The organism is Campylobacter sp. 2018MI01 (genome assembly GCF_018501205.1).
Classification (GTDB): domain Bacteria; phylum Campylobacterota; class Campylobacteria; order Campylobacterales; family Campylobacteraceae; genus Campylobacter_E.
On record NZ_JAHCZE010000009.1, the window covers coordinates 18,408 to 41,376 of the forward strand.

At 28.9% G+C, this 22,969-nt stretch carries 24 protein-coding genes; 11 read left to right on the top strand and 13 right to left on the bottom strand.

The window, feature by feature from the left end:
• From KJQ97_RS02860 to KJQ97_RS02880, 5 genes are all read right to left on the bottom strand, one after another.
• Complete coding sequence (locus KJQ97_RS02860; protein WP_214119898.1) at positions 1-405, bottom strand: hypothetical protein; 405 nt, start codon at positions 403-405, stop codon at positions 1-3.
• A gap of 49 nt (positions 406-454) precedes the next feature.
• A complete protein-coding gene (locus tag KJQ97_RS02865; protein WP_214119899.1) occupies positions 455-2,215 on the bottom strand; it encodes a BspA family leucine-rich repeat surface protein in 1,761 nt (586 codons plus the stop codon).
• A gap of 116 nt (positions 2,216-2,331) precedes the next feature.
• Positions 2,332-3,483, bottom strand: coding sequence for a M20 metallopeptidase family protein (locus KJQ97_RS02870; RefSeq protein WP_214119900.1), 1,152 nt, complete (start codon positions 3,481-3,483; stop codon positions 2,332-2,334).
• Positions 3,480-6,278 carry an excinuclease ABC subunit UvrA gene (gene uvrA, locus KJQ97_RS02875; protein ID WP_214119901.1) on the bottom strand — a complete coding sequence of 933 codons (2,799 nt, stop codon included), beginning with the start codon at positions 6,276-6,278 and terminating at the stop codon, positions 3,480-3,482. The genes KJQ97_RS02870 and uvrA overlap by 4 nt, the downstream gene beginning before the upstream one ends.
• Entirely contained in the window at positions 6,271-7,053 is a 783-nt protein-coding gene (locus KJQ97_RS02880; RefSeq protein ID WP_214119902.1) for a sulfite exporter TauE/SafE family protein, read from the bottom strand. Before KJQ97_RS02880 ends, uvrA begins: the two co-directional genes overlap by 8 nt.
• Before the next feature lie 85 nt (positions 7,054-7,138).
• On the opposite strand from KJQ97_RS02880, the gene KJQ97_RS02885 reads away from it, so the two are divergent.
• The 7 genes from KJQ97_RS02885 to thrB are packed head-to-tail and all read left to right on the top strand — an operon-like array spanning position 7,139 to position 12,279.
• Positions 7,139-7,567 (top strand): chemotaxis protein CheX, encoded by a 429-nt coding sequence (locus tag KJQ97_RS02885; RefSeq protein ID WP_214118123.1) that lies wholly within the window; start codon positions 7,139-7,141, stop codon positions 7,565-7,567.
• A complete protein-coding gene (gene fliN / locus KJQ97_RS02890) occupies positions 7,567-7,869 on the top strand; it encodes a flagellar motor switch protein FliN (RefSeq protein WP_214118125.1) in 303 nt (100 codons plus the stop codon). Before KJQ97_RS02885 ends, fliN begins: the two co-directional genes overlap by 1 nt.
• Complete coding sequence (locus KJQ97_RS02895; protein ID WP_214119903.1) at positions 7,869-8,666, top strand: hypothetical protein; 798 nt, start codon at positions 7,869-7,871, stop codon at positions 8,664-8,666. Before fliN ends, KJQ97_RS02895 begins: the two co-directional genes overlap by 1 nt.
• Before the next feature lie 9 nt (positions 8,667-8,675).
• Entirely contained in the window at positions 8,676-10,052 is a 1,377-nt protein-coding gene (locus KJQ97_RS02900) for a M23 family metallopeptidase (protein ID WP_214118130.1), read from the top strand.
• Positions 10,053-10,061: 9 nt separating this feature from the next.
• Positions 10,062-10,955, top strand: coding sequence for a UDP-3-O-acyl-N-acetylglucosamine deacetylase (gene lpxC / locus KJQ97_RS02905; RefSeq protein WP_214119904.1), 894 nt, complete (start codon positions 10,062-10,064; stop codon positions 10,953-10,955).
• 8 nt (positions 10,956-10,963) lie between these two features.
• Entirely contained in the window at positions 10,964-11,380 is a 417-nt protein-coding gene (locus tag KJQ97_RS02910) for a tRNA threonylcarbamoyladenosine biosynthesis protein TsaB (protein WP_214119905.1), read from the top strand.
• Positions 11,381-11,388: 8 nt separating this feature from the next.
• Positions 11,389-12,279, top strand: coding sequence for a homoserine kinase (gene thrB, locus KJQ97_RS02915; RefSeq protein ID WP_250325848.1), 891 nt, complete (start codon positions 11,389-11,391; stop codon positions 12,277-12,279).
• Here the strand turns inward: thrB and recG are convergent.
• The 7 genes from recG to rarD are packed head-to-tail and all read right to left on the bottom strand — an operon-like array spanning position 12,276 to position 18,957.
• Positions 12,276-14,075 (bottom strand): ATP-dependent DNA helicase RecG, encoded by a 1,800-nt coding sequence (gene recG, locus KJQ97_RS02920; RefSeq protein ID WP_214119906.1) that lies wholly within the window; start codon positions 14,073-14,075, stop codon positions 12,276-12,278. The two genes, thrB and recG, sit on opposite strands and share 4 nt — an antisense overlap.
• Complete coding sequence (locus KJQ97_RS02925) at positions 14,068-15,198, bottom strand: M16 family metallopeptidase (protein WP_214119907.1); 1,131 nt, start codon at positions 15,196-15,198, stop codon at positions 14,068-14,070. The genes recG and KJQ97_RS02925 overlap by 8 nt, the downstream gene beginning before the upstream one ends.
• Positions 15,191-16,345: a dehypoxanthine futalosine cyclase gene (locus tag KJQ97_RS02930; RefSeq protein WP_214119908.1), complete on the bottom strand. Its 1,155-nt coding sequence runs from the start codon at positions 16,343-16,345 to the stop codon at positions 15,191-15,193. The genes KJQ97_RS02925 and KJQ97_RS02930 overlap by 8 nt, the downstream gene beginning before the upstream one ends.
• A 7-nt stretch (positions 16,346-16,352) precedes the next feature.
• A complete protein-coding gene (locus KJQ97_RS02935) occupies positions 16,353-17,168 on the bottom strand; it encodes a fumarylacetoacetate hydrolase family protein (protein WP_214119909.1) in 816 nt (271 codons plus the stop codon).
• Position 17,169: 1 nt separating this feature from the next.
• Positions 17,170-17,652 (bottom strand): hypothetical protein, encoded by a 483-nt coding sequence (locus KJQ97_RS02940; protein WP_214118144.1) that lies wholly within the window; start codon positions 17,650-17,652, stop codon positions 17,170-17,172.
• Between the two features lies 1 nt (position 17,653).
• On the bottom strand, positions 17,654-18,097 hold the full coding sequence (locus KJQ97_RS02945) for a hypothetical protein (protein ID WP_214118147.1): 444 nt from the start codon (positions 18,095-18,097) through the stop codon (positions 17,654-17,656).
• Positions 18,094-18,957, bottom strand: a complete 864-nt coding sequence (gene rarD / locus KJQ97_RS02950; RefSeq protein ID WP_214119910.1) for an EamA family transporter RarD — start codon at positions 18,955-18,957, stop codon at positions 18,094-18,096. Before rarD ends, KJQ97_RS02945 begins: the two co-directional genes overlap by 4 nt.
• Before the next feature lie 72 nt (positions 18,958-19,029).
• Here rarD and KJQ97_RS02955 point away from each other — a divergent pair, with 72 nt between their 5' ends.
• A complete protein-coding gene (locus KJQ97_RS02955; protein ID WP_214119911.1) occupies positions 19,030-20,364 on the top strand; it encodes a class II 3-deoxy-7-phosphoheptulonate synthase in 1,335 nt (444 codons plus the stop codon).
• Positions 20,361-20,957: a shikimate kinase gene (locus tag KJQ97_RS02960; protein WP_214118152.1), complete on the top strand. Its 597-nt coding sequence runs from the start codon at positions 20,361-20,363 to the stop codon at positions 20,955-20,957. The genes KJQ97_RS02955 and KJQ97_RS02960 overlap by 4 nt, the downstream gene beginning before the upstream one ends.
• 1 nt (position 20,958) lies before the next feature.
• Here the strand turns inward: KJQ97_RS02960 and KJQ97_RS02965 are convergent, their stop codons facing one another.
• Positions 20,959-21,279: a winged helix-turn-helix transcriptional regulator gene (locus tag KJQ97_RS02965; RefSeq protein ID WP_214119912.1), complete on the bottom strand. Its 321-nt coding sequence runs from the start codon at positions 21,277-21,279 to the stop codon at positions 20,959-20,961.
• Between the two features lie 97 nt (positions 21,280-21,376).
• Between KJQ97_RS02965 and KJQ97_RS02970 the strand changes: the two genes are divergently transcribed.
• Together KJQ97_RS02970 and KJQ97_RS02975 are read left to right on the top strand one after the other, a co-directional pair.
• Positions 21,377-21,964, top strand: a complete 588-nt coding sequence (locus tag KJQ97_RS02970; protein WP_214119913.1) for an NAD(P)H-dependent oxidoreductase — start codon at positions 21,377-21,379, stop codon at positions 21,962-21,964.
• A 167-nt stretch (positions 21,965-22,131) separates the two neighbouring features.
• Positions 22,132-22,969, top strand: an 838-nt coding sequence (locus tag KJQ97_RS02975; RefSeq protein WP_214119914.1) for a cache domain-containing protein, incomplete at its 3' end; no start/stop codon positions are given.

The window sequence follows — 22,969 nt, forward strand, 5'->3', positions numbered from 1 at the left end:
CTACTCCTTGCTAATCGCTATTATCTTTAAATCACTTTTAGGATCACAATGAGTATTAACATATATTTCATTATTATCATCTTGCAATCTTTCTTGAAATTCTAAGAGTTCAAACATTCCTAAATCATCGTTATGTATGATATGTAGTATCGTTGGGGTGCAAAAGCCTTGTATTTCATCAAAACTCTTATATATCCTAACCTTGCCACCATCTTTACATACCATACAAATCTCATCTAAAAGGTTTATAATCTCGTTTGTTGGTTGGTATTCTTCTTCAGTAGCCATTTCATCTTTTATGCTTTCTACTAGCTCTCGTGCTGTTTCATAACCTATGTCTAATTCTCTTTGCACATACGCTATGCTTGGGTTTTTTGCATAAAGTTCTTTTACTTTATCTATCATCTTATCTCCTTTTTATTAAATTTGTTTTTATAATACAATTTATTAACTATCATTTTATCTCCTTAAAAACTATCATTTTAAACCCTTTTGCTCTTGAATCTGTATAAATCTCAAAAGTTAATTTTGATGGGATGCTATCTCCCCCGTAATAGCCTAAAAATTCCCTATATTCACTACCCCTAAAATTCCCACAAAACCTTACTATCCTAACATCTCTTGGGACAAACTTATAAAACTTTTTATACTCACTAATCTTTAAAGTCTTATATTTACAAATTTGCTCATAAAACTCATCGCAATACTCATCATTATAAAAAATCTCTTCAAGCACCCTACTATCACCCTTGCAAACAAAATCGTATTTATTAGCACTTATGATATGCAAAATCCCATCACCCCTTGGGCTAAGATTTTTTACCTTTTTTAGTATTTTTCTAGCTTTTATATCTAAAAAGTTTTTATACTCTAAATGATGAAGGATGGTATTTGCTCTAGCTATATCAATGTCAAGCTTAAGACTTAGATACCTTGCGTCTATCAAGCCACCTTTATGTAAAAGCTTCTTTGCCTTGTCATAAAGCTCATCTTTAGGTAGCAAATCCTCACCAAATCTTATAAAGCTTCTAGCGCCCCGACGATTTACCACCCAAGCTCTATAAATCTTATCATTTGTGTCACATAACTCTTCAAAAACATCAAAAATTCCCCTATCATAAACCACATCTATAAGCTTACGAGAGCTAGTTTTTGTGACCTTGCATTCTGCATTAAGCCTTATTAAAGGCTTAGTAAAAACCACGCTTGAGTTTGTATGAATATCTCTTAAAGAATATAAATCGCTAGAAAATATAACTCTAGGATGTTTTAGACTAAGACAACCCATAAACATTTCATCAGCATTCTCAACGCCTTTTAAATCAAGCTTATTTATATACCTTAAATTAGTGCAGTTTTTAAACATTCTTTTAGTGTTTCTTAGATAATTTGAAAAACAATGTGGCTTTTTTGTGATATTCATATCAAGGCTTGCAAGGTTTTTGCACCCGTGAAACATACCTTCAGCACTTTGAAGCTTATTAAATACTAGCTTAGGAAGGCTTTTTAGATTTATGGCGTTATTAAACATATATGAGGTATCTCTAACTTGTCTTAACTCCCAAGATTTTAAGCCACTAAAATCACTCCTAGTGCTACCATCAAAAACAAAACTCAAATTAATTATCCTAGAAGTATCAATAAGGCTTAAATCATCTATGCAAAACACCAAAAGTTTTAGCTCAAATCTGTTTTTAGGCTGATATTTTTCGCCGTTTTTTCTAATGTTTGCGTGGCGAAATAAAAAATCTTTGTATGATTTATGGCTATGGCGATAGATATCAAAAAATGGGCTTTCGCTAAGCTTTTTGAGATTTAGGTTTTTAAGCTCTAAATTATCATAATCCATATCCACCCCAACCATAAAAAACCTAAACTCCTCACAACTTTTCATATCAAGGCTGATTTTAGTGGTGATTTTACCCATGCCATCTAGAGCTAGATTTGTTTGATTGAAAATATAAGAAAAATCCTTGCATTTGCTAGTATTTAGGCAAATTTCATTTGTCAAGATGGCGTTTTCAAACATACCTTGAACGCTTAAAACATTGCTAAAATCCCAGTGATTTATATCAGCTAAATCAGCTCTTTTGCTGTCTTTAAAAAGATAGCTCATATCTGTAATGGCACTTGTGTCGATTAGCTTTAAATCAATTTTATGATTTTTTACAAGTTTTAATAATTCAGCCTTATCCTTTGAAAAATACTTTTTCATACAAACTCCTTAAATATTTTATGAAGTTATAGCATAAAAGTAGTCCTGATTATGTCCATATGTGATTTTTTTAAAAAAAATTTAGGAATTTTATAAATTAAAATTCCTAAATGAAATTATTTTAAGTATTTTAAACATACTCCTGAATAAAATGCAGCGGCATTAACTAAAGTATCATCATCATAAATATATCTAGGGTCGTGTAGATAATAGTCATTCTTATTTAAAATAAAGGCATAAGCACCTTTGCAATGCTCTAGCATAAAAGAAAAATCTTCGCTACCCATTAATGGCTCGTGAAATTCATCACAATTTTGCTCTCCAAATAATTCACAAGCTACACCAAAAGCTAATTTTTGCGCTTCATCATCATTAATTGTAGCTGCTCCTATTTGAATAAATTCAAGCTCAACTTTTACCTTAAAAAGTAACTCGCAAGATTTAGCAATATTGTTTAATTGCTCTATTATCGTATTTCTATCATTATTATTAAAGGTTCTAATATTAGCAAGTAATAATGCCTTATCTTGTAAGATATTAAAGCTAGTTTCATTTCCACTTAGAGCTGCTCCAAATGTTATAACAGCTTGATTTTTAGCCGCTATATTTCTAGCAGTTATAAATCCCGCTTGGGTTATAAAATGAGCCATCGCACCCATTACATCACTAGCTTTTTCAGGAGCACTACCATGCCCACCAACTCCACTAATATTTACCCTAAGTGCGTCAGCTCCTGCCATCATAGCCCCACGCTTAAGACAAAATAATTTATTAGTTTTACTTGGGATATTGTGATAACCAAATATAAAATCACTCTTAAATCTAGTAAATAAATTATCATCAATCATAGCTTTAGCACCGCCTCTACCTTCTTCAGCAGGTTGAAAGACAAAATTAATAGTGCCATCAAATTCACTCTTACTTAAATATTTAGCCGCTAATAATAAACTCGCCGTATGTCCATCATGCCCACAAGCGTGCATTAAACCTTCGTTCTTAGAAGCATAGCTTACTCCACTAGCTTCGTTTATTACAAGTGCATCCATATCAGCTCTTAAAGCTATGCTTTTATTTGAATTACCTTTCTTTAAAACCCCAACAACTCCTGTTACGCCTATATTTTCATAAACTTCTATGCCAAATTCTCTTAATTTGTTCGCAACTAACTTTGCTGTTTTAAATTCTTTTAATCCTAGTTCAGGATTTTCGTGAATACATTTTCTAATCTCTATAAACTCGCTTGAGAGTTTTTTAATCTCTTCTATCATTTTAACTCCTTTTTCATTTCTTTAAATTCTTGTGCCAAAAACTTCGCTGTATAGCTTTTATCAGCGTATTTTTTAGCAAGTTCTAATGGATTACCTGTCGCAATTATCTTACCACCTCTAAAACCGCCTTCAGGACCCATATCTATAATATAATCAGCGTTTTTGATTAAATCCAAATTATGCTCAATTACAAAAACACTATTTCCAGCATCTACTAAATGCTGCAACACTTTTACTAATTTTTGCGTATCTGCAAAATGAAGCCCAGTAGTTGGTTCATCAAGTAAATAAAGTGTATTTCCTGTATCACTTCTACTTAATTCTTTAGAGATTTTTATCCTTTGAGCTTCCCCACCACTTAAGGTTGTAGCGTTTTGACCTAAGGTTATATAATCAAGCCCTACATCCATTAAGGTCTTTAATTTTTGCTTAATCTTAGGGTGTTTTGCAAAAAACTCATAAGCTTCTGCTACACTCATTTCTAAAACATCAGCTATATTTTTGTCTTTATATTTAATCTCTAGTGTTTGATGGTTGTATCTTTTACCCCCACAAGCATCACAAGTAATATTTACATCAGGTAAAAAGTGCATAGAGATTTTAAGCTCACCTTCTCCGCTACATTTTTCACACCTTCCACCTGCAACATTGAAGCTAAAGCGACCGATTTTATATCCTCTAATCTGTGCTTCAGGAACATTAGCAAATAAATTCCTAATCTCATCCATAAGCCCTGTATATGTTGCTGGATTGCTTCTTGGAGTTTTTCCTATTGGACTTTGATCTAGGAAAATTACTTTGTCTAATTTATCAAGACCTTTATATGTAATATCATTAATTACTGCTTTTGCTCTATTTAGATTTGCTCTTGCAATTGGTAGAAGTGAATGCAGCATTAATGAGCTTTTACCACTACCACTTACTCCTGTTACACAAACTAAATTCCTAAGTGGGAATTTCACACTTAAATCCTTTATATTGTTTTGATTAATTCCGCTTAATTCTAAATATTCATCACTCTTTCTAGCCTTATAAAGGTCTATGTCTTTTTTACGATTTATATACAATGCAGTTTCGCATTTGCTTTTAAGCAATTCTTTATAAGTGCCATTAAAGATAATCTCCCCACCACTAGTTCCAGCCCTAGGTCCAATCTCAACGATTACATCAGCACTCTCAATTGTCTTTCTATCGTGCTCTACTACTATTAGGGTATTTCCTTTAGCTTGCAAGCTTTTTAGAGTATTTATTAGTTTTTGCGTATCTCTTTCGTGAAGACCTATGCTAGGCTCATCTAATACATATAAAACCCCGCTTAATCCACTTCCAATTTGAGAAGCAATCCTAATTCTTTGAGCTTCTCCACCACTAATTGTCCTTGCATCTCTACCTAGTGTTAAATACCCCAAGCCAACATCATTTAAGAAAAATAATCTTTCATTAATTTCTTTAATAATAGGATAAGATATTTCATAATCTTGCTTATTTAAATTATTAAAATTCTCTATTTTAAAAAATTCGCAAATCTCTTCAATAGGTGTGCTAATAACTTCTGCTATGCTTTTGCCATTTACTAACACAGCTAAGCTTTGTTCGTTTAACCTAAAGCCTTTACAAGATGGACAGGTTTTTTCTGTTATGTATTCGTTAAAATCTTTATCATCTTTTAAGATTTCATAACTTATCTTAATAGCTCCATCAAAAGTTTTTTTGATATTATGTTTATTCCATAAAAAGCTAAATTCCGTAGCACTTCCGTATAAAATAAGCTTTTTTTGATATTCACTTAATTCTTCATAAGGCTTATTTGTAGGGATTTTTTCTGCTTCACAAAATGCTAAAAGTAACTTTGAATAATAACTTTTATTAAAGCCCATCATAGTGCGAACTGCACCATCTTCTATGCTTCTTTCATAATTTATGATTTTTTCTTGGTCAATACTCATTCTAATGCCTAAACCATCACATAAAGAACAAGCTCCTTTAGGACTATTAAATGAAAAGCTTAAAGGCTCAAGTTTATTAAATGAAATTTTACATTTAAAACAAGCATTATGAAGCGAATAATGAATATTTTTATTACTTTCTAATAATTCTAACTCACACTCACCATAACTTAAACTTAAAGCTTTTTCAACAGCTTGAGCTAAACGACTTTTATTATCATCACTAATTCTTAGCCTATCAACTACTAATTTAATAGTATGCTTTTTAGTTTTAGCTAATTCTATTGGCTCATCTAGTCGTGTTAGTGTGCCGTTTATTAAAATATTTATAAAACCTTGAGCTTTTAGGCTTTCAAGAAGTGGTGCGAATGTGCCTTTTTTTTCTTTAACTAAAGGAGCTAAAATCATTGCCTTTTCGCTAAATTTTGCCATTTCGTTTATTATATCTTCTGTATCCATTTTATTGATTTTTTCTCCACATTTATGACAATGCTGAACTCCAATTTTTGAATACAAAAGTCTTAAATAATCATATATTTCAGTAATTGTTCCAACGGTTGAGCGTGGGTTTTTGCTAGTTGATTTTTGATCAATTGCAATAGCAGGGGTTAAGCCTTCTATTTTTTCTACATTTGGTTTTCTAAATTTATCTAAAAATTGCCTAGCATAAGCACTAAGGCTTTCTATATAACGGCGTTGTCCTTCTGCATAAAGCGTATCAAAAGCTAAAGTAGATTTTCCACTACCACTAAGCCCTGTAAAAACTATTAATTTATTTTTAGGTAGTGTTAGGCTTATATTTTTTAAGTTATTTTCACTTGCGTTTATAACTTGAATTTCATTATTCATTAAATACTCCGTGTTGTTTTAGAACTTCTATTATTGATAAGGTCAATACAAACAATAAAAATCCTATGAAAAGTTTTTTTTGCGTATTATTGCTAATTTTATGAAACAGCCAATTACCAACCCAAACTCCAGGCAAACTTGAAATAGCAATTATTGCACCAGCAGTATAATCAACATGATTTGTAATTGCCATAGAAATAAAAGCAGCACTTCCAGCAAAAGCTACAAAAAGACCACTAAATGAAGCAGCTTTTTTGATATTAAAATTACAAATTGCAACTAAAGCAGGCGTGAGTAATGCTCCGCCACCTATCCCACCACTTGTAGCAATTGCACCTATTATTAAACCTACGAAAAATTGTAATAATTTTGAATTCTTTTCAGGTTCAACTGGATTTGCAGGAGTAAAATAAAGTTTAACAATAGCCCAAATAATTAAAAAACAAATAATATAAGCAATCATTAAATTGCTTGCAAATTTCATAATAAAACCAACGCTAAAACCACCAACTAAACCACCTAAAGCAGGATATAAAGCATTTTTTACTTGCAATGTGCCTTTTTTATAATTTAAATACGAATTATAAAAAGATGAAAAAACCATTTGCATAACGCTAATTCCAACAGCAATCTTAGGCGAATACCCAACAAAAGTTGTCATAATAGGCACAACAGCAGTTCCGCCACCTATTGCAAAAAGTCCTGCAGTAAAACCAACTAAAAGCCCATCTAAAATAAAAATAATATAAGTAAGTAATGTATATTCTTCTATCATAAAAAACTCCTAAGGCGTAATCTTAATTAACTTAGCTTACACTTTTCTTTCTTATAATAATTAAAACTTATTTAAGGAAAGATTAATGCTTGATACAATTGATTATTCAGTTAAACATTTTTTTAAACATATTTTAAGAAGTAAATTAGAAACCACAAATTCTTTAGATGAAGCTGAATATTATGGTGCTAGTATTTGTTTAGGAGATAATGTAAAAGAATTATTTTGTTATTTAATATTTAAAAAAGAAAGCTTACAAGCTCTTGCTTCAAGATTATTAGGCGATGATGATAAGATGAGTGAAGATGATTATTGTGATTTATGCAAAGAAGTAGCAAATCAAATCATAGGCTATGCAAAAAGATTATTAGCTGATGCTTATGATGATTATTCAATTAGTGTGCCTGAATATTTAGGAAGGGTAAGTGATTTTAAATTAGGCTTTACTCACGAGTTTTTTTATAAATTAGAAAATAATACCTTTTGCGTTGGTATAGTAGAGAAGAAAAAATAATGCAAACACAAGAGCAACCTACTAGAATTCTAAATGCAACTTATGAAGAATTGCTAGATGTTAGCGTAGATTTTATAAGTGAGTTAGGAACTACACAACTTAGCGTTAGAGAATTTTTAGAACTTGGAATTGGCTCTGTTATTGATTTAGAAAAACCAGCAGGTGAGAGTGTAGAACTTTATGTAAATAATAGAATTTTTGGTAAAGGCGAAGTAATGGTTTATGAAAGAAATTTAGCAATTCGTATTAATGAAATACTAAGCTCAAAAACCGTTATTCAATATTTTAAAAAAGAGTTGTGATGAAAAAAATAATCTTACTACTAATTAGTTTAAATCTTTTTGCGAACAATATCATAAATTATAATATTTATAAAAGAGATGATAGGATTGATGTTATGCTAAGCTTTGATTCTCCATATAACGCAAAAGATGGAGATATTAGAATATTAAGTGGAAGCGATTATGTAGGCGTAGTATTAAATAATGTTAAAATTTCTGAAAGAAATTCTCAAATATTAAATATGCCTTACGCAGAACAATTATTAATGTATCCATTAGGCGAAAGCACGGTTTTAGAATTTAAAACAAAAGAAAAAATAAATGTCATTCCTGCACTTACAAAAGATGATGGTTTTGGGCTTAGAATTAGAGTTATGCCAAAAACCACAAACCAAGTGCAAAATAATGAAATAAAATATGCAGAAGATAATAATATAGATAGTAAATTGTATTCAATGATAGGTGTTTTAGCAATATTAGTTTTAGTATTAATATTTGTAAAAAGACAACTTGCAAAAAAAGGAAAAATATCTAATTTAAATTCTAAGCAAAAAGTTGCTAGTTTTTTAAATATTAATGAAAATCAAGCCGTAGTAATTTGTGAAAAACAACTTGATAAAGATAACAAATTCATAGTTATTGATTATGAAAATTCAAGATACAAATTAATAATAGGAAATACAAATATTTGGCTTGATGCACCTAATCAAACTGAAGAGAATTTTGAAAATTATTTTGAAGAAAACAAACAAAAATTACAAAATATGATAAAGCAAAATGCTCTTAATTCATATAAAGAAAAAATAAGTAAAATATAAGGAGTTAAAATGAGAAATAGAAATAAAAAAACAAAAATAACAATATTTTTTTCAATAATTATAGTTGTTGTATTGGCAAGTTTTATTGCTTTTTCAAATACTTTTGAAAGAATTGCTCCTAATATTTCTTTAGACAACAACCAAGAAGATACAATTTATTGGAATGCTAGAGATAAAATAAATTTAAAAGTTGAAGATAATTTAGGACTAAAAAATTTAAAAGTTGAATTTAGTAAAGATAACGAAGAAACAAAAAATATATTAATAAATAAAACTTTAAATGGCAAAGAATTTAATGTTGAATTAGACCTTCCAAAACCAAAATTTAATGAAAAATTAGATAAATACACAATATATATTAAAGCTAATGATAAAAGTTTGTGGAATTGGTTTGGTGGAAATGTAAGCGAAAAAATAATTAATGTTATAGTAGATAATAAAAAACCTCAAGTAAGCGTAATAGCTAATTCATATAATATAACTCAAGGCGGTGCTGCTAGCGTTGTATTTTACGCACAAGATGATAATCTAACTGATTTATATATAGAAGTTAATAATAGAATTTTCAAAGTAGCTCCTTTTATGAAAGATGATTATTACATAGCTTTAATTGCTTGGGACTTAAGAGATGGAGATGAATTTGAAGCTAGAATTGTTGCAAAAGATAAAGCGAATAATATCATTAAAGAAAGAATTCCATATTATTACTCAAATAAAAAATATAGAGTTTCACATATTGAAGTAGGAGATGCTTTCATTGATGGTAAAATTAGAGATTTGTATGAAGCAAATTCTGATAATTCTTTAAGCGATAGAGCTTTAATATTTGACTTTGTGAATGCAAAATTAAGACAAGAAAATGAAAAATTAATTCATAAAGTTACACAAGTAGTAAGCAATGAATTAGTAACTGATTTTAAGCTAAATGCGTTTTTACCACTAAAAAATGGTATGAAAGTTGCAGATTTTGGCGACCATAGATATTACAAATATAATGGAAATCAAATTAGTGAAAGCTATCATATGGGACTTGATTTAGCAAGTACAAAAATGGCACCTATTGTGTTAGGAAATGATGGTAAAATAGTTTTCGCACAAGATAATGGAATTTATGGATTGAATTTAATAATTGATCATGGTTTAGGTCTTTATACTTTATATGGACACTGCACTAAAAAAAATGTAGAAATTGGCGATATAGTTAATGCTAAAAGCACTATAGCTAATACAGGAACAAGTGGTTTAGCATTAGGGGATCATTTACATTTTGGTGTTTTGGTTCAAGGTGTTGAGGTAAGACCAGAAGAGTGGATGGATACTAAGTGGCTTAATGATAATATATTTGGAATTATCAAAAAAGCAAAAGAAGTTATAAACAAAAAATAAGGGAAAAAAATGTTACAAACTACAATAGCTAAAGAAGTAACAAATGTTGGAATTGGACTACATAAAGGTAGTGCTATTAAGATAAAATTTAGCCCACTAGGTGCTAATAGTGGAGTGGTATTTCATAGAACAGATATTAATAAATTTTACGAAGCAAATTATAAAAGCGTAATCAACACTCAAATGGCTACGGTAATTGGAGATAAAGATGGTTATATATCTACAATTGAGCATTTAATGAGTGCTGTTAGCTCTTATGGAATTGATAATTTATTAATAAGTATTGATGCAAATGAAGCACCTGTTTTAGATGGTTCAGCAGCTGGTTTTTGTGCTATGCTTGATGAAGCAGGTATTAAACAACTTGACGCTAAAAAACAAATATTTGTTGTTAAAAAAGAAATAAAAGTTCAAGAAGGAGATAAATTTGCAAGTCTTAGTCCTACAAATGCTCCTACTTATGATTTTACTATAAACTTTAAGCACCCATCAATTAATACTCAAAACTATATTTACAAGGCTAATAAACAAAATTTCATAAATGAAATTGCAAGTGCTAGGACTTTTGGGTTTTTAAAAGATGTTGAGTATTTAAAATCAAAAGGATTAGCATTAGGTGGTAGTTTAGAAAACGCTGTTGTTTTAGATGATAATGGCATATTAAATCCTGAAGGATTAAGATTTAGCAATGAATTTGTAAGACATAAAATCCTTGATGCGATTGGTGATTTATATATGTTAGGTAAAGCAACTTTTGCTAACTATAAAGCTTACGCAAGTAGCCATGATTTAAATCATAAACTAACTCTTGAATTGCTAAACAATCCAAATTCTTATGAATTAGTAACTCTTAGTGATGATACAAACAAAGATTTATTAAAGGCATTCACATTAAACTTTTAGTAGTGCCTATGGCAAATCTCATTGGAATATATGATGATAATAATTTGTTAAAAGAAGAAATCAAAATCATAAATAAAACCAGTGAAGATTTGCCAAAAATTATGCAAGAGCTATTAAATAAATATAATTTTAGCGAATTAGCCTATGCTAATGGACCAGGCTCATATATGTCTTTAAAAATTGTTTATGTATTTTTAAGCACAATTGCCCTTGTTAAAAACATACCATTAAAAGCAATTAGTGGTTTTACATTTACAAAGAATAACTTAATAAAAGCTAATAACAACTTATATTTTACCCTTGCTGATGATAAAATCAAATTAATTAAAAATGATAATTTTAAAGATGAGTTTTTTATACCAAATGAGTATAATTTCAAATTCTTAGAAAGTAATTTGCCAAATTATTTTTTACCTGCTATTTAGGAATATAAATGAGAAACGAAATATGTTTAAAATCACCTGCTACTAGTGCGAATTTAGGTGCTGGATTTGATTGTTTAGGACTTGCTTTAGACTTTTATAATGAAACAATAATTAAAAGAAATAATTTTTTTAAAATATCTATTAAGGGTGAAGGTGAAGATAATCCTTATCTTAAAAAACATAATTTATTTATTACCATTTTTAATGAAACTTACATAAAGCTAACTGGTAAAAAAGACTTATTTAGCTTTAATTTCATAAACAATATTCCTTTAAGTCGTGGATTGGGTAGTTCTAGCTCTATAATTGTAGGAGCAATTGCTAGTGCTTATTATCTAGCAGGACTTGAAGTTAATAAAGATACCATATTAAACAACGCCTTAATATACGAAAATCATCCTGATAATATTAGCCCTGCGGCACTTGGTGGATTTGTTTGTTCAGTAGTTGATAAGGATAATGTAAAATATATAAAAACTGATATTTCTAGTGATGTTAAAGCAGTAGTTTGTATCCCAAATAAACAAATCTCAACAAATGTTAGTCGTTCGGCTTTACCTAAGCATTTAAGCCTTACTGATACTAGCTTTAATATAAGTAGAAGCTCACTTACAACTGCAGCTTTTATGAGTAAAAATTATGAAATGTTAAAGATTGCAAGTTTTGACAAACTTCACGAAAATCGTAGAATGAAAGCTGTTCCTGAATTATTTAAAGTGCGTGAATTGGCTCGTAAAAATGGTGCATTAATGAGTAATTTAAGTGGTTCTGGTTCAACATTTTTTAATCTATGCTATAAAGATGATGCAAACAAACTAAAAACCATACTAGAAAATAATTTTCCTAATATGAAAGTATTAGAGCTTAATTTCAATAATCAAGGAATAATAATAAGCTAATTTTGCTTATTTAAATATTCCTTAGCTTTATATAAAATATCCTTATCTAAAACCTCATCAAAATACTTAAAACTAATTCCGTGCTGAACATCTCCATCTATTAAATCCCCGCTTTTTCGGTTTTCTAAGTCAATTTCGGCTATTTTAAATCCATCTAAGGTATTAGCAAATTTAATCAATCTATCACTAAATTCAAACTTGCTAAGCAAATAACAATAGCTCTTAACCCCATTTCTTCCTACTCTTCCACGAAGTTGATGAAGGGTAGATAAGCCGTATCGCTCTGGTGCAACGATTACAATTATACTTAATCTTGGCAGTGAAATTCCAACTTCTACGATAGTAGTGCTTAGTAATACATTTCCATTTTCAGCAAATTGCAATAATATATTATCCTTTTCTTTATCCTTGCCGTGAGTGTAATAAACTTTATCAAAATTCTTCTCATAAAAGCTAATAACACTCTCAAGTGGTTTATAAGATGAGCTTTTACTTTCTTCTATTAAAGGATAGACTATTATTGCTTGATGATTTTGTTTATTTTCGCTTTTTATGTGATTAAATAATTCATTGCTATTTGCTATTGTGATTAGTTTTGTTTCTATTTCTTTTTTAAATGGTAGTTCTTTTATAAAAGAATAGCTGTAAATATCACTATGAATTAATGCAGTTGTCCTTGGTATTGGCGTAGCTGAAAACTCTATATAATGCGGATTTTCTTTATCATTTGTAGCTAAATCTTTAAGCTTCATTCTTTGCTTAGCCCCAAATCGTTGTTGCTCATCAACCATAACTAAAGTAGCATCATCTAAACTAGCCCACAAAAGTGCGTGAGTGCCTATTACAAAATTTGCTTCTTTTAATTCATCTTGCATTAATTTAGTCTTGCTAGATACAAAATGCAATATCTTTAAAAACCCTGGCAAAAGTCTTTTAGCTTCATTATAAAGTTGTTGGGCTAAAACGCTTGTTGGTGCCATTAAAACCACTTTTTTAGGATAGCACATAAGCGCTGCTGCAAAAATCACTAAGCTTTTTCCACAACCAACATCTCCCATTACTATTCTAATTTTATGATGAATACTTTCAAGGTCATTTTTAATATCATTTATCGCATTTATCTGGTCGCTTGTCGGCTTAAAAGGTAGAGATTTTAGCCATTTGTTTATATCAAAAGTTTTAATTTTTTTGTATAAAGTATCGTTTTTATAAGTTTCGTTAAGTCTTTTTATGTGATGATAAATTTCAACAAATTTTAAGCATTCGTTTAATTCTTTTGAATTAAGCAATTTCATTGCTTCTTGGCTATTTTCTTTCATAATTAATAGCAATTTTATATGCTCATCTAATAAATTAAATTCTTTTAAAGCTTCATAAGTTAAATATTTATTTTTTATCTTACAAATCTCTTTATCACTTACACCTTTTATCAAATAATTAGCAGTGATTTCTCCACTATCTTTAATGATTTTTGGATTAATAAATTGCAAAAGCCCTGCAAAATCGCCTAATTTCCCATAAATAATTAGCTCTTTATTTATAGCAAAAAGTGCATTATGAAAAGGTCTTAGATTAAATATAGTAATAGTGCATTCACACTCCCAATTATATGAATACGCAATTATACTAAGCCTTTTGCCAGGTAGTTGTTTTTTAGATTTTATTATAACTTTTGTGCAATTTAGCTCATTTAATATAGGCTCATTATTTAATCTTAAATCATCAAATTTTTTAGGCATTAAAAGAGCTAATTCAACTATATCTTTACAAGATAATTTTTCTAAATCCTTATTCATTATTACCTATTACATAAAAACTAAGCTCGGTAATACTTTTTTGATTTTTTAAAAAATCATTACAAGTTTTAAGCTCTAAATCTTTAATTATCTTTGTAATTTCTCTTAATTCGCCTTGTTTTAAATCACTAAAACACTCGCTATTTGCAATGCTATGACGATTTTGAGTGGTTGAGTATTTTAAAATCTCACTACCTACTAAAAAATCTTTAGCCTTTTTAAACTCATCTTCACTTATTCCAAATTCTACTAATTTTTTAAACTCTTCTTGAACTATTTTTATAGCTTCTTTTTTGCTTTCATTTTTTGTTTGTAAATAGCCTGAAATAAGATAATTTTTCTTAAACGCTACTAAAAACGCAAAAGCCGAATAAGCTAAGCCCCTTTTTACTCTGATTTCTTCGGTAATTCTTGAGCCAAATCCACCGCCTAAAACATAAATAGCAAGACTTATAATAGCTCTTTCATAAATGCTTTTAATCTCTACACTGCTTATAAACCTAACAAAAGCTTGTGATATTTCTTTGCTTTCTTCTTTATAAAAACTCTCATTTATTTTTAATTTTTCATAAGAACTTTGCTTATTGTTTAAAAGTTTTTTAACCTTACTAATATCATCTAAATTTGCACTAATTACTATCTTATTTGCTTGATTTTTAAGGTTTAAAATATAGTTTTTAAATTCTTTTTCATCTAAAGCTTCAAAATCGCCAAATTTATCATTCTTAAAATCATTTTTAAAATAATTCTCATATAATTTCATCTTTGCTAAATTATCGTAATCTTGAATATGGATTAAAAAATAATTTTTTATTTTGTTTTTGATTAATTCAAAATTAGTAATTTCGGTATTTAAAAGCATATTATTAAAAGCATTTAAGCAATTATCAAGCTCTTTTTTAAGACAAACTATATCAAATGTAAAATCAAAATAATTAGCACTAGCACTAATATTAATTGCACTTTGCTCTAATTTTATATAAAACTCATCATCTAAACTCTCATTGTAAAAAAACTCAGCTGCCATAGCATTAGCATTATAAAAAATCCTTCCGTAATTAGGATAGCTAATACTAATATATACTAAATCATCATTGGTTTTTAAATGCACAAAATTATTCATTGTAGTATTCCAAAATATTATATGCTGTATCTCTTTTAGCTGGATTTTCGCCTAAATCACGGATTAATTCTATCATTTGCTGTTCATTCATTCTATATTTTGCACCTGCAGCTGCAACAACATTTTCTTCCATCATAGTCGAGCCTAAGTCATTTGCGCCAAATTTTAATGCGAGTTGCCCTACTGCACTTCCTTGAGTAACCCAAGAGCTTTGAATGTTTGCAAAATTATCTAAATATATTCTAGAAATTGCTAATAATCTTAAATATCTATTAGAACTTGCATTCATTAAATGTGGATTTTCAGCCTTTAATCTAGTGTTTTTACCTTGAAAACTCCATAAAATAAATGCTCTAAAGCCACCTGTTATATCTTGAAGATTTCTTAAATAGTCTAAATGCTCAATTATTTCTTCATCGCTTTCAACATGCCCAAACATCATCGTTGCGCTACTAAGTAAGCCTAATTCATGAGCTTCTTTATGAATTCTTAGCCAAGTAGCAGTATCGCATTTACTAGGTGCTACCATATCTCTTACTCTATCGCTTAAAATCTCTGCACCTGCTCCAGGGATAGAAAATAGCCCACAATCGCTCATTCTTTTTAAGACTTCTTTAGTGCTAATTTTGCTAATTTTTGCAATATATTCAATCTCAACTGCACTAAAGCCGTGAATTGTAATACTAGGATAATTTGTGCTTATATATCTTAATAAATCTTCATACCAAGTAATATCAAGTTTTGGATGCACTCCGCCTTGAAATAATATTTGAGTGCCACCAATTGCTAATAATTCTTCAATCTTTTGTCCGATTTGCTCGTATGTTAAAACATAACTATCGCTATCCTTTGCGTGGCGATAAAAAGCACAGAATTTACAATCAACTAAACAAATATTTGTGTAATTAATATTTCTATCTACTACAAAAGTAGTAAGTTTGCTTGGATGAAGCTTGTTTTTTACTGCATAAGCAATCTGACCTAAAGTTGCTAAATCAGAATTTCTTAATAAATTAAGCGCTTGTTCTTTAGTAATTCTTGGGACTATTCCTTTTGGTGCATAAGGATTTTCCCAATCTTTATGGATATTAAATACTGAAGTTTTATAATTTGTATTTATTTTTTTACTTAATAATGCTGCGTTCATATTGTCCTTACTTTATATAATTTATTAATGAGCCAAGATGCTCTATTCTACATTCAATCTTATCGCCACTTTTTAAAAATTTAGGTGGATTAAAGCCCATTCCAACACCACTTGGAGTGCCTGTGCTAATGATAGTTCCAGCCTTTAAACAGGTGTAATTTGATAATTCTTTTAAGATATAAGGAATATCAAAAATTAATAAATTAGTATTAGAACTTTGTCTTAATTCATCATTTACAAAACATTCTATTTTTAAATTACTTGCTTCTTTTATACTAAGACTTGTATTTATAAAACTACCAAACGGGCAAGAATTAGCTAAACTTTTTCCCATATACCATTGCTTATGTTTGTTTTGAATTGCCCTATCGCTAATATCATTTAAAATGGTATATCCTAAAATATAATCATCAAAATCACTTGTATCATCTAATTTATAAGCGTCTTTTCTAAGTATAAATGCAAGTTCGCATTCATAGTCTAATTTTTCGCCACTAATATCTAAAATATCAAATGGATTAGAAAACTCATTTACTCTTTTTGCAAAATAAACAGCTTCTTCTCTTTTGCCATCAAACTCAATTCCTTTAAATTTATAGCTTTCTTTTGCGTGTTCTAAATAATTTATCCCTAAGCATATAATATCTTGATAAGGAGATTTGATTGGAGATAATAACTTAACTTCGCTAAGCATAAAAGCATCTTCAATCAATTCTAATCTATCAAAATAAGAAGAATAATTTTTAAAATAACCCACCTTATTATTATCGCCTAAATTCCCATGATAAACTACATTATCTTTCATAAATCTAATCAATTTCATACTAACCCCTTTTTACTAGATTTTCTAAAATATATTGCTCTAATTTAGTCTTAGGTATGCTAAGTTCATTTGCTTTATTATAAATTTCAACAACAATTGCGTTGTATTTTTCATATTCAAAATGCGATAAATGTATTTGCCACGCTGCTTTTATTTGTCTAAGACTTGCTATTTTTCTTGTATAAATCTTAAAAATATCAAAACATATAAAAATAGCAGAAGTTACAAATACAGCACTAATTAAACTAAAATGAAAGTCAATTTTTTCAAATAAAAAATGAGTAGCAATAGTTAATGGAGTAAGCACGATTAAACACAATATAAAATATATAAAATAAGTATTAAAATAATTAAACTTAAAATGTAATTTCGCTGGGTCAATTAACATTCCTTCATTATAAAGACTATTTGCTTCTATTAAATCTAAAAATTTTACAGGCTCATTTGAGAATTTAAAAAGCTTATTAATTAGTAATTCTTTCATTTCAATCCTTAAAAATTTCATTATATTTTAACGCTGCTAAATCAAAAAATTCTTTAGCTTTTTCATCTCCTAAAGATTTTTGAACGCACTCTTCAAATTCTGGTAAAAGTTTTAATAATTTATCTTTTAGTTCATCGCTAGGTAAAGTCTTTATGGTATTTAAAACAGATACTAAAGCTAAGGCTTTTTCTTTATCATTTTCAGGCATTAAACTTGCGTATTTATTAAATATTTCTTCTAAATTATCGCACAATAATGCACATTTTTCGTTTTCATTATGAATTAGGCTTAAAACTTCTTCTTGAGTAAAATTAGCTGTATTTTTTTCTTCTTTTCTTACAAAATCTCCATGTTTATCAAGCTCTTTAAAAACCTTTTTTAAAATAGTTACGAAAAACAATACTATAAAAATTATACCTATTACATAAATTCCAACTTCATTCATAGTTTATTTCCTTTTTTAAACACATTATCATAAACACTTAAAGCTACTGCTATAAAAATTATAATAAATGATATTAATTTATGTTGATTTATTGGCTCATTGTATAAAAAAATAGCAACTAAAAAAGAAATTATCGGGCAAATATATTGCATATATGAAAGTAATGTTAAGCTTAATTTTTGTGTAGCATAATTGTATCCTAACATAGGTAGCAAGGTTACAAGCCCACTAAGTGCAAGTAATACTCCTAAATAATCAATATCAAAATGAGCTAAATTCGTTGGGATAGAAAATAAAAATATTAAAGCAAAAGGAGTGATTAATAATGTCTCTAAGAAAAACCCATAAACGCTACTTACATAAACTTTTTTACGAATAATCGTATAAAAATTAACTAAGAGCGCTAAAGTAATTGATAATATAGGTAAAGCTCCTAAAGTAATTACTTCAAATAAACACGCAAAAATCACTAAACTAACACTAATAATTCCTAATTTACTCATATTTTCTTTTAAAAATACTTTTGCAAAAATTATCCCAAATAATGGACTTAAAAAATATCCTAAAGAAGTTTCTAAAATCAAATTCTTTTGAATCATATAAATATAAAGCCCCCAATCTCCACTAATTAAAGCACCACAAATAAAAAGATTAAAAGCCATTTTTAAAGATTTTAATTCTTGTAAGGCTTTTTTAATTTGCCCTATAATTATTAAAAATATTGCTAAAAATATAACCGACCAAACTATCCTATGCGACATTACTATAAAGGCATCTAATGTATCAAGTTGTTTATAAAAAATAGGCACTAAACCCCAAAATACAAAAACAACAAAAGCTACAAAAAATCCATAATTCATAAAAATTTTTCCTTAAAATGTAAAACTTATCTCATATAATCATAATTTACTAAATTAAAAAAAGGAGAAACGATGAATTGGTCGCTAGATTCATATAAAAATTATAAAGCTCTTCAGCAACCAAACTATGAAAACAAGGAAGAATTAGAAAATGTAGTAAATGAATTAAAATCGTATCCACCTTTAATATTTGCTATGGAAGCAAATGAATTAAAAAACGAATTAGCAGCAGTTTGTAAAGGAGATGCGTTTTTATTGCAAGGTGGTGATTGTGCTGAAAGCTTTAATGATTTTAGTGCAAATAATATCCGTGATATGTTTAAATTATTTTTGCAAATGGCATTAGTTTTGCAATTTGGTGGGTCAAAAAAAGTAGTAAAAATAGCTCGTATGGCAGGACAATTTGCAAAGCCTAGAAGCTCTGATTTTGAAAATAAAGATGGTATAAGCTTACCAAGTTATCGTGGAGATATTATAAATGATTGTGAGTTTTGCGAAAGTGCAAGAGTTCCAAAAGCTAAAAAAATGCTAAAAGCTTATATGCAAAGCTCTGCTACGCTTAATTTACTTCGTGCATTTAGTGTAGGTGGACTTGCTGATTTAGCCCAAGTGCATAAATGGAATTTAGGTTTCGTAAGACGCGCTGATATTGATGATAAATATGCACTTTTAACTCAAAGATTAACAGAAGCACTTGATTTTTTTAAGGCTTGTGGAATAACTAGCTTAAATGATGCTAGATTGCACGAAACAAAAATCTACACAAGCCACGAAGCCTTGCTTTTACCTTACGAAGAAGCACTTACTAGAATAGATAGCTTAAGTGGAGCTTATTATGATTGTTCGGCTCATATGCTATGGATTGGCGAGAGAACTCGTGGGCTTGATGATGCTCATGTGCATTTTTTAAGCGGAGTTAAAAATCCAATAGGTGTTAAAATAGGACCTAGTGCTAGTGCTAGTGATATATTAGCCTTAGCTGATAAGCTAAATCCACAAGATGAAGCAGGAAGATTAAATATAATCATTAGAATGGGTGCTAGTAAGATTAAAAATCTTGAAAATATCTTTAAAGAATTAAGCAAAGAACAAAGAAATATAATCTATAGCATAGACCCAATGCACGGCAATACTCAAAGCGTAAATGGCTATAAGACTAGAAAATTTGATGATATTTTAGATGAAGTTAAAAATTTCTGGCATATTGCAAGAGCTAATAATATAATTCCTGGTGGGGTTCATTTTGAAATGACAGGACAAAATGTAACCGAATGTTTAGGCGGAAGCGTAGGAGTTAGCGAAAGCGATTTAGCAAGACGCTATGAGACCCAATGCGATCCTAGATTAAATGCAGACCAAGCATTAGAACTTGCATTTTTAATAGCTGAATTAATGAAGCAAAAATGAAAAACATTGTTTTAATCGGTTTTATGGGCTGCGGTAAAAGCACAACTGCAAGAAGGCTTAGTAAGATTATTAAAAAAGAAGTAGTAGATACTGATAGCATAATAAAACAAAGAACTGGGCTTGAGATTAAAGAGATTTTTGAGCGTTATGGAGAAGAATATTTTAGGAATTTAGAAAAAGAATTAAGAGATGAATTAGCCACAAAAAGTGATTTAATCATCTCTTGTGGCGGTGGTTTTGCTAATTTACAAGATTTAAGAAAATTAGGTTTTGTAGTGTTTTTAGACCTTAGTTTTTACAAAATCGCAACAAGGCTTAAAAACGATACTAAACGCCCATTATTTGATGAAAAGGCGAAATTGCTTTATGATAAAAGAATGCCACTTTATAATAACGCTTGTGATATAAAAGTAAATATTTTAAATCTAAAAGCAAGAGAACTTGCTAAGATTTTAGAATTTTTCTTAGGCACTAATATCACAAATGATGTTAGAAAAGCCTTTATAAAACCTAGTCTAAATAGAAAAATAAATCGCAAAATTAAACCTATAAAAACTGATAAGTTTAAATTAAACCCAATAAGAGCTAATTAACTTAGCTCTTATTATTGCTTCCCCATTTACACATCATATTAAGAATTGGTATTAATGATTTTCCTTTATTGCTTAGACTATATTCAACCTTAGGTGGGATTTGCGGATATTCGGTGCGTATTATTAAATCATCTTGCTCTAATTCTTTTAATGCCTTTGTTAAACTCTTAAAAGAAATTCCAACAAGCATTCTTTTAAGTTCATTGTATCTTATAATCTCATTGATTGATAAAAGATACAAAATACTCATTTTATATTTTCCTGAAATCAGGTTTAGCGTATAATAAATTCCACATTTGTTATAATCATTTTTTCTTTTCATTACTCTCCTTTTGGTTAGTATCTAACAATTTTGTTCGTATTGACTTAAAATAAAGTAAAAATTATAATACAATTTTATTTTTAAACAAGGAGAAATTATGAAAAATGTTTTATTAGTTAATGGTGCTAAGGCTTTTGCTAATGCAGGTGCAAGACTGAATGCAAGTTTGCAACAAGTTGCGTATGATACTTTAGTAGAAAATGGTTTTAATGTAGAACAAACCATAATTGATGATGGATATGATGTATTAGAAGAAGTAGAAAAATATGTAAGAGCTGATATTATAATTTATCAAATTCCAGGATTTTGGATGAATGCACCTTGGATAGTATGGGAATATTTTTCAAAAGTTTTTGGAGCTGCTTTTGGTAAATTATGTGCTAGTGATGGAAGAAGTAGAAGTGATGCTAGTAAAAAATACGGCTCTGGTGGGCTTAGTCAAAATAAAAAATATATGCTATCTTGGACTTGGAATGCACCTAAAGAAGCATTTACCGATAAAGAGCAATTTTTTGGTGGTGTTGGCATTGATGGAGTTAGCTTAAATCTTCATAAAACTCACGAGTTTTTAGGTATGAGTGCACTTAAAACTTTTGCTTGTTATGATGTAGTAAAAGACCCTCAAGTAGAAAAATATTTTAAAGATTATAAAGAACATATCTTAAATGAAATAGTAAAAAAATAATATTTTGGATTTAGGTTTTCTAAATCCAAAATTAAAAAAAATTAAATTTATTTTAAATATTTTTAATAATTTTATAATTTAAATTATAAACAAATAATTTATATATTTTTAAGTTCATATTACCTATAATCAAAATCTTAATCTAAATCAACAAACAAGGAAAAACTATGAAACTATCAACCAAAATTGCATTGTTTTCATTCATTGGAATTTTAATTAATTCTATAGTTTTAGTATCACTTCATAAATACTATGATAACTACTCTGTAAATTACACAAAACATACGGTAGAAGATGAAATCTTAACCGCTAAAAAACAACAGGTTAAAGCCCTAGTAGAAAGCGTTTTAAGGTATTCTGGTGCTATTTATGAAAAGCATAAAAACGATGGCACTTTAAATAATTTTAAGGCTGAATTACAAGAATATTTATCAAAAGTAAGATTTGGTAGAGCAAATAGTTATTACACCGTATTTGATAAAGATGGAAATATATATTACCATCCATCATCATCTTGGATTAATACTAATAAATATAACGAAAACGACGCTAAAGGTATGAAATTCGTCCAAGAAATGATTAAGAGTGCTGATAATAACGATGGTTATGTTAGATATTTTTATGAAGACGCAAATACAAATAAAGTAATGGAAAAATTATCATACACTAGCAAAGATAAAGCAAGCGGTCTTTATTTTATGACTTGGTTATCTTGGGAGACAATTAGCAAAACTTCAATAGAAAAAGTATCAAAAGATACAGAAGAACAAAGCTATAATAATATGATTACTTTTATAATTACTACTGCACTTATAATAGTTGCGATTGTAAGCTTATCAATTATCTTCGTAAAATTCCAAATCACTCGCCCACTAAACAATCTAACAGCTAAATCAAACGAACTTAGCAGTGGAGATGGAGATTTAACTAAAAAGCTAGATGATAAAGGTAATGATGAAATAGCTCAAGCTTGTAAAGCTATTAATATATTCTTAGAAAAAGTAA

Bases quoted from the DNA above. Each gene is read 5' to 3' on its own strand.
- KJQ97_RS02860 (WP_214119898.1), bottom strand. From the start codon at position 405: ATGATAGATAAAGTAAAAGAACTTTATGCAAAAAACCCAAGCATAGCG.
- KJQ97_RS02865 (WP_214119899.1), bottom strand. From the start codon at position 2,215: ATGAAAAAGTATTTTTCAAAGGATAAGGCTGAATTATTAAAACTTGTA.
- KJQ97_RS02870 (WP_214119900.1), bottom strand. From the start codon at position 3,483: ATGATAGAAGAGATTAAAAAACTCTCAAGCGAGTTTATAGAGATTAGA.
- uvrA (WP_214119901.1), bottom strand. From the start codon at position 6,278: ATGAATAATGAAATTCAAGTTATAAACGCAAGTGAAAATAACTTAAAA.
- KJQ97_RS02880 (WP_214119902.1), bottom strand. From the start codon at position 7,053: ATGATAGAAGAATATACATTACTTACTTATATTATTTTTATTTTAGAT.
- KJQ97_RS02885 (WP_214118123.1), top strand. From the start codon at position 7,139: ATGCTTGATACAATTGATTATTCAGTTAAACATTTTTTTAAACATATT.
- fliN (WP_214118125.1), top strand. From the start codon at position 7,567: ATGCAAACACAAGAGCAACCTACTAGAATTCTAAATGCAACTTATGAA.
- KJQ97_RS02895 (WP_214119903.1), top strand. From the start codon at position 7,869: ATGAAAAAAATAATCTTACTACTAATTAGTTTAAATCTTTTTGCGAAC.
- KJQ97_RS02900 (WP_214118130.1), top strand. From the start codon at position 8,676: ATGAGAAATAGAAATAAAAAAACAAAAATAACAATATTTTTTTCAATA.
- lpxC (WP_214119904.1), top strand. From the start codon at position 10,062: ATGTTACAAACTACAATAGCTAAAGAAGTAACAAATGTTGGAATTGGA.
- KJQ97_RS02910 (WP_214119905.1), top strand. From the start codon at position 10,964: ATGGCAAATCTCATTGGAATATATGATGATAATAATTTGTTAAAAGAA.
- thrB (WP_250325848.1), top strand. From the start codon at position 11,389: ATGAGAAACGAAATATGTTTAAAATCACCTGCTACTAGTGCGAATTTA.
- recG (WP_214119906.1), bottom strand. From the start codon at position 14,075: ATGAATAAGGATTTAGAAAAATTATCTTGTAAAGATATAGTTGAATTA.
- KJQ97_RS02925 (WP_214119907.1), bottom strand. From the start codon at position 15,198: ATGAATAATTTTGTGCATTTAAAAACCAATGATGATTTAGTATATATT.
- KJQ97_RS02930 (WP_214119908.1), bottom strand. From the start codon at position 16,345: ATGAACGCAGCATTATTAAGTAAAAAAATAAATACAAATTATAAAACT.
- KJQ97_RS02935 (WP_214119909.1), bottom strand. From the start codon at position 17,168: ATGAAATTGATTAGATTTATGAAAGATAATGTAGTTTATCATGGGAAT.
- KJQ97_RS02940 (WP_214118144.1), bottom strand. From the start codon at position 17,652: ATGAAAGAATTACTAATTAATAAGCTTTTTAAATTCTCAAATGAGCCT.
- KJQ97_RS02945 (WP_214118147.1), bottom strand. From the start codon at position 18,097: ATGAATGAAGTTGGAATTTATGTAATAGGTATAATTTTTATAGTATTG.
- rarD (WP_214119910.1), bottom strand. From the start codon at position 18,957: ATGAATTATGGATTTTTTGTAGCTTTTGTTGTTTTTGTATTTTGGGGT.
- KJQ97_RS02955 (WP_214119911.1), top strand. From the start codon at position 19,030: ATGAATTGGTCGCTAGATTCATATAAAAATTATAAAGCTCTTCAGCAA.
- KJQ97_RS02960 (WP_214118152.1), top strand. From the start codon at position 20,361: ATGAAAAACATTGTTTTAATCGGTTTTATGGGCTGCGGTAAAAGCACA.
- KJQ97_RS02965 (WP_214119912.1), bottom strand. From the start codon at position 21,279: ATGAAAAGAAAAAATGATTATAACAAATGTGGAATTTATTATACGCTA.
- KJQ97_RS02970 (WP_214119913.1), top strand. From the start codon at position 21,377: ATGAAAAATGTTTTATTAGTTAATGGTGCTAAGGCTTTTGCTAATGCA.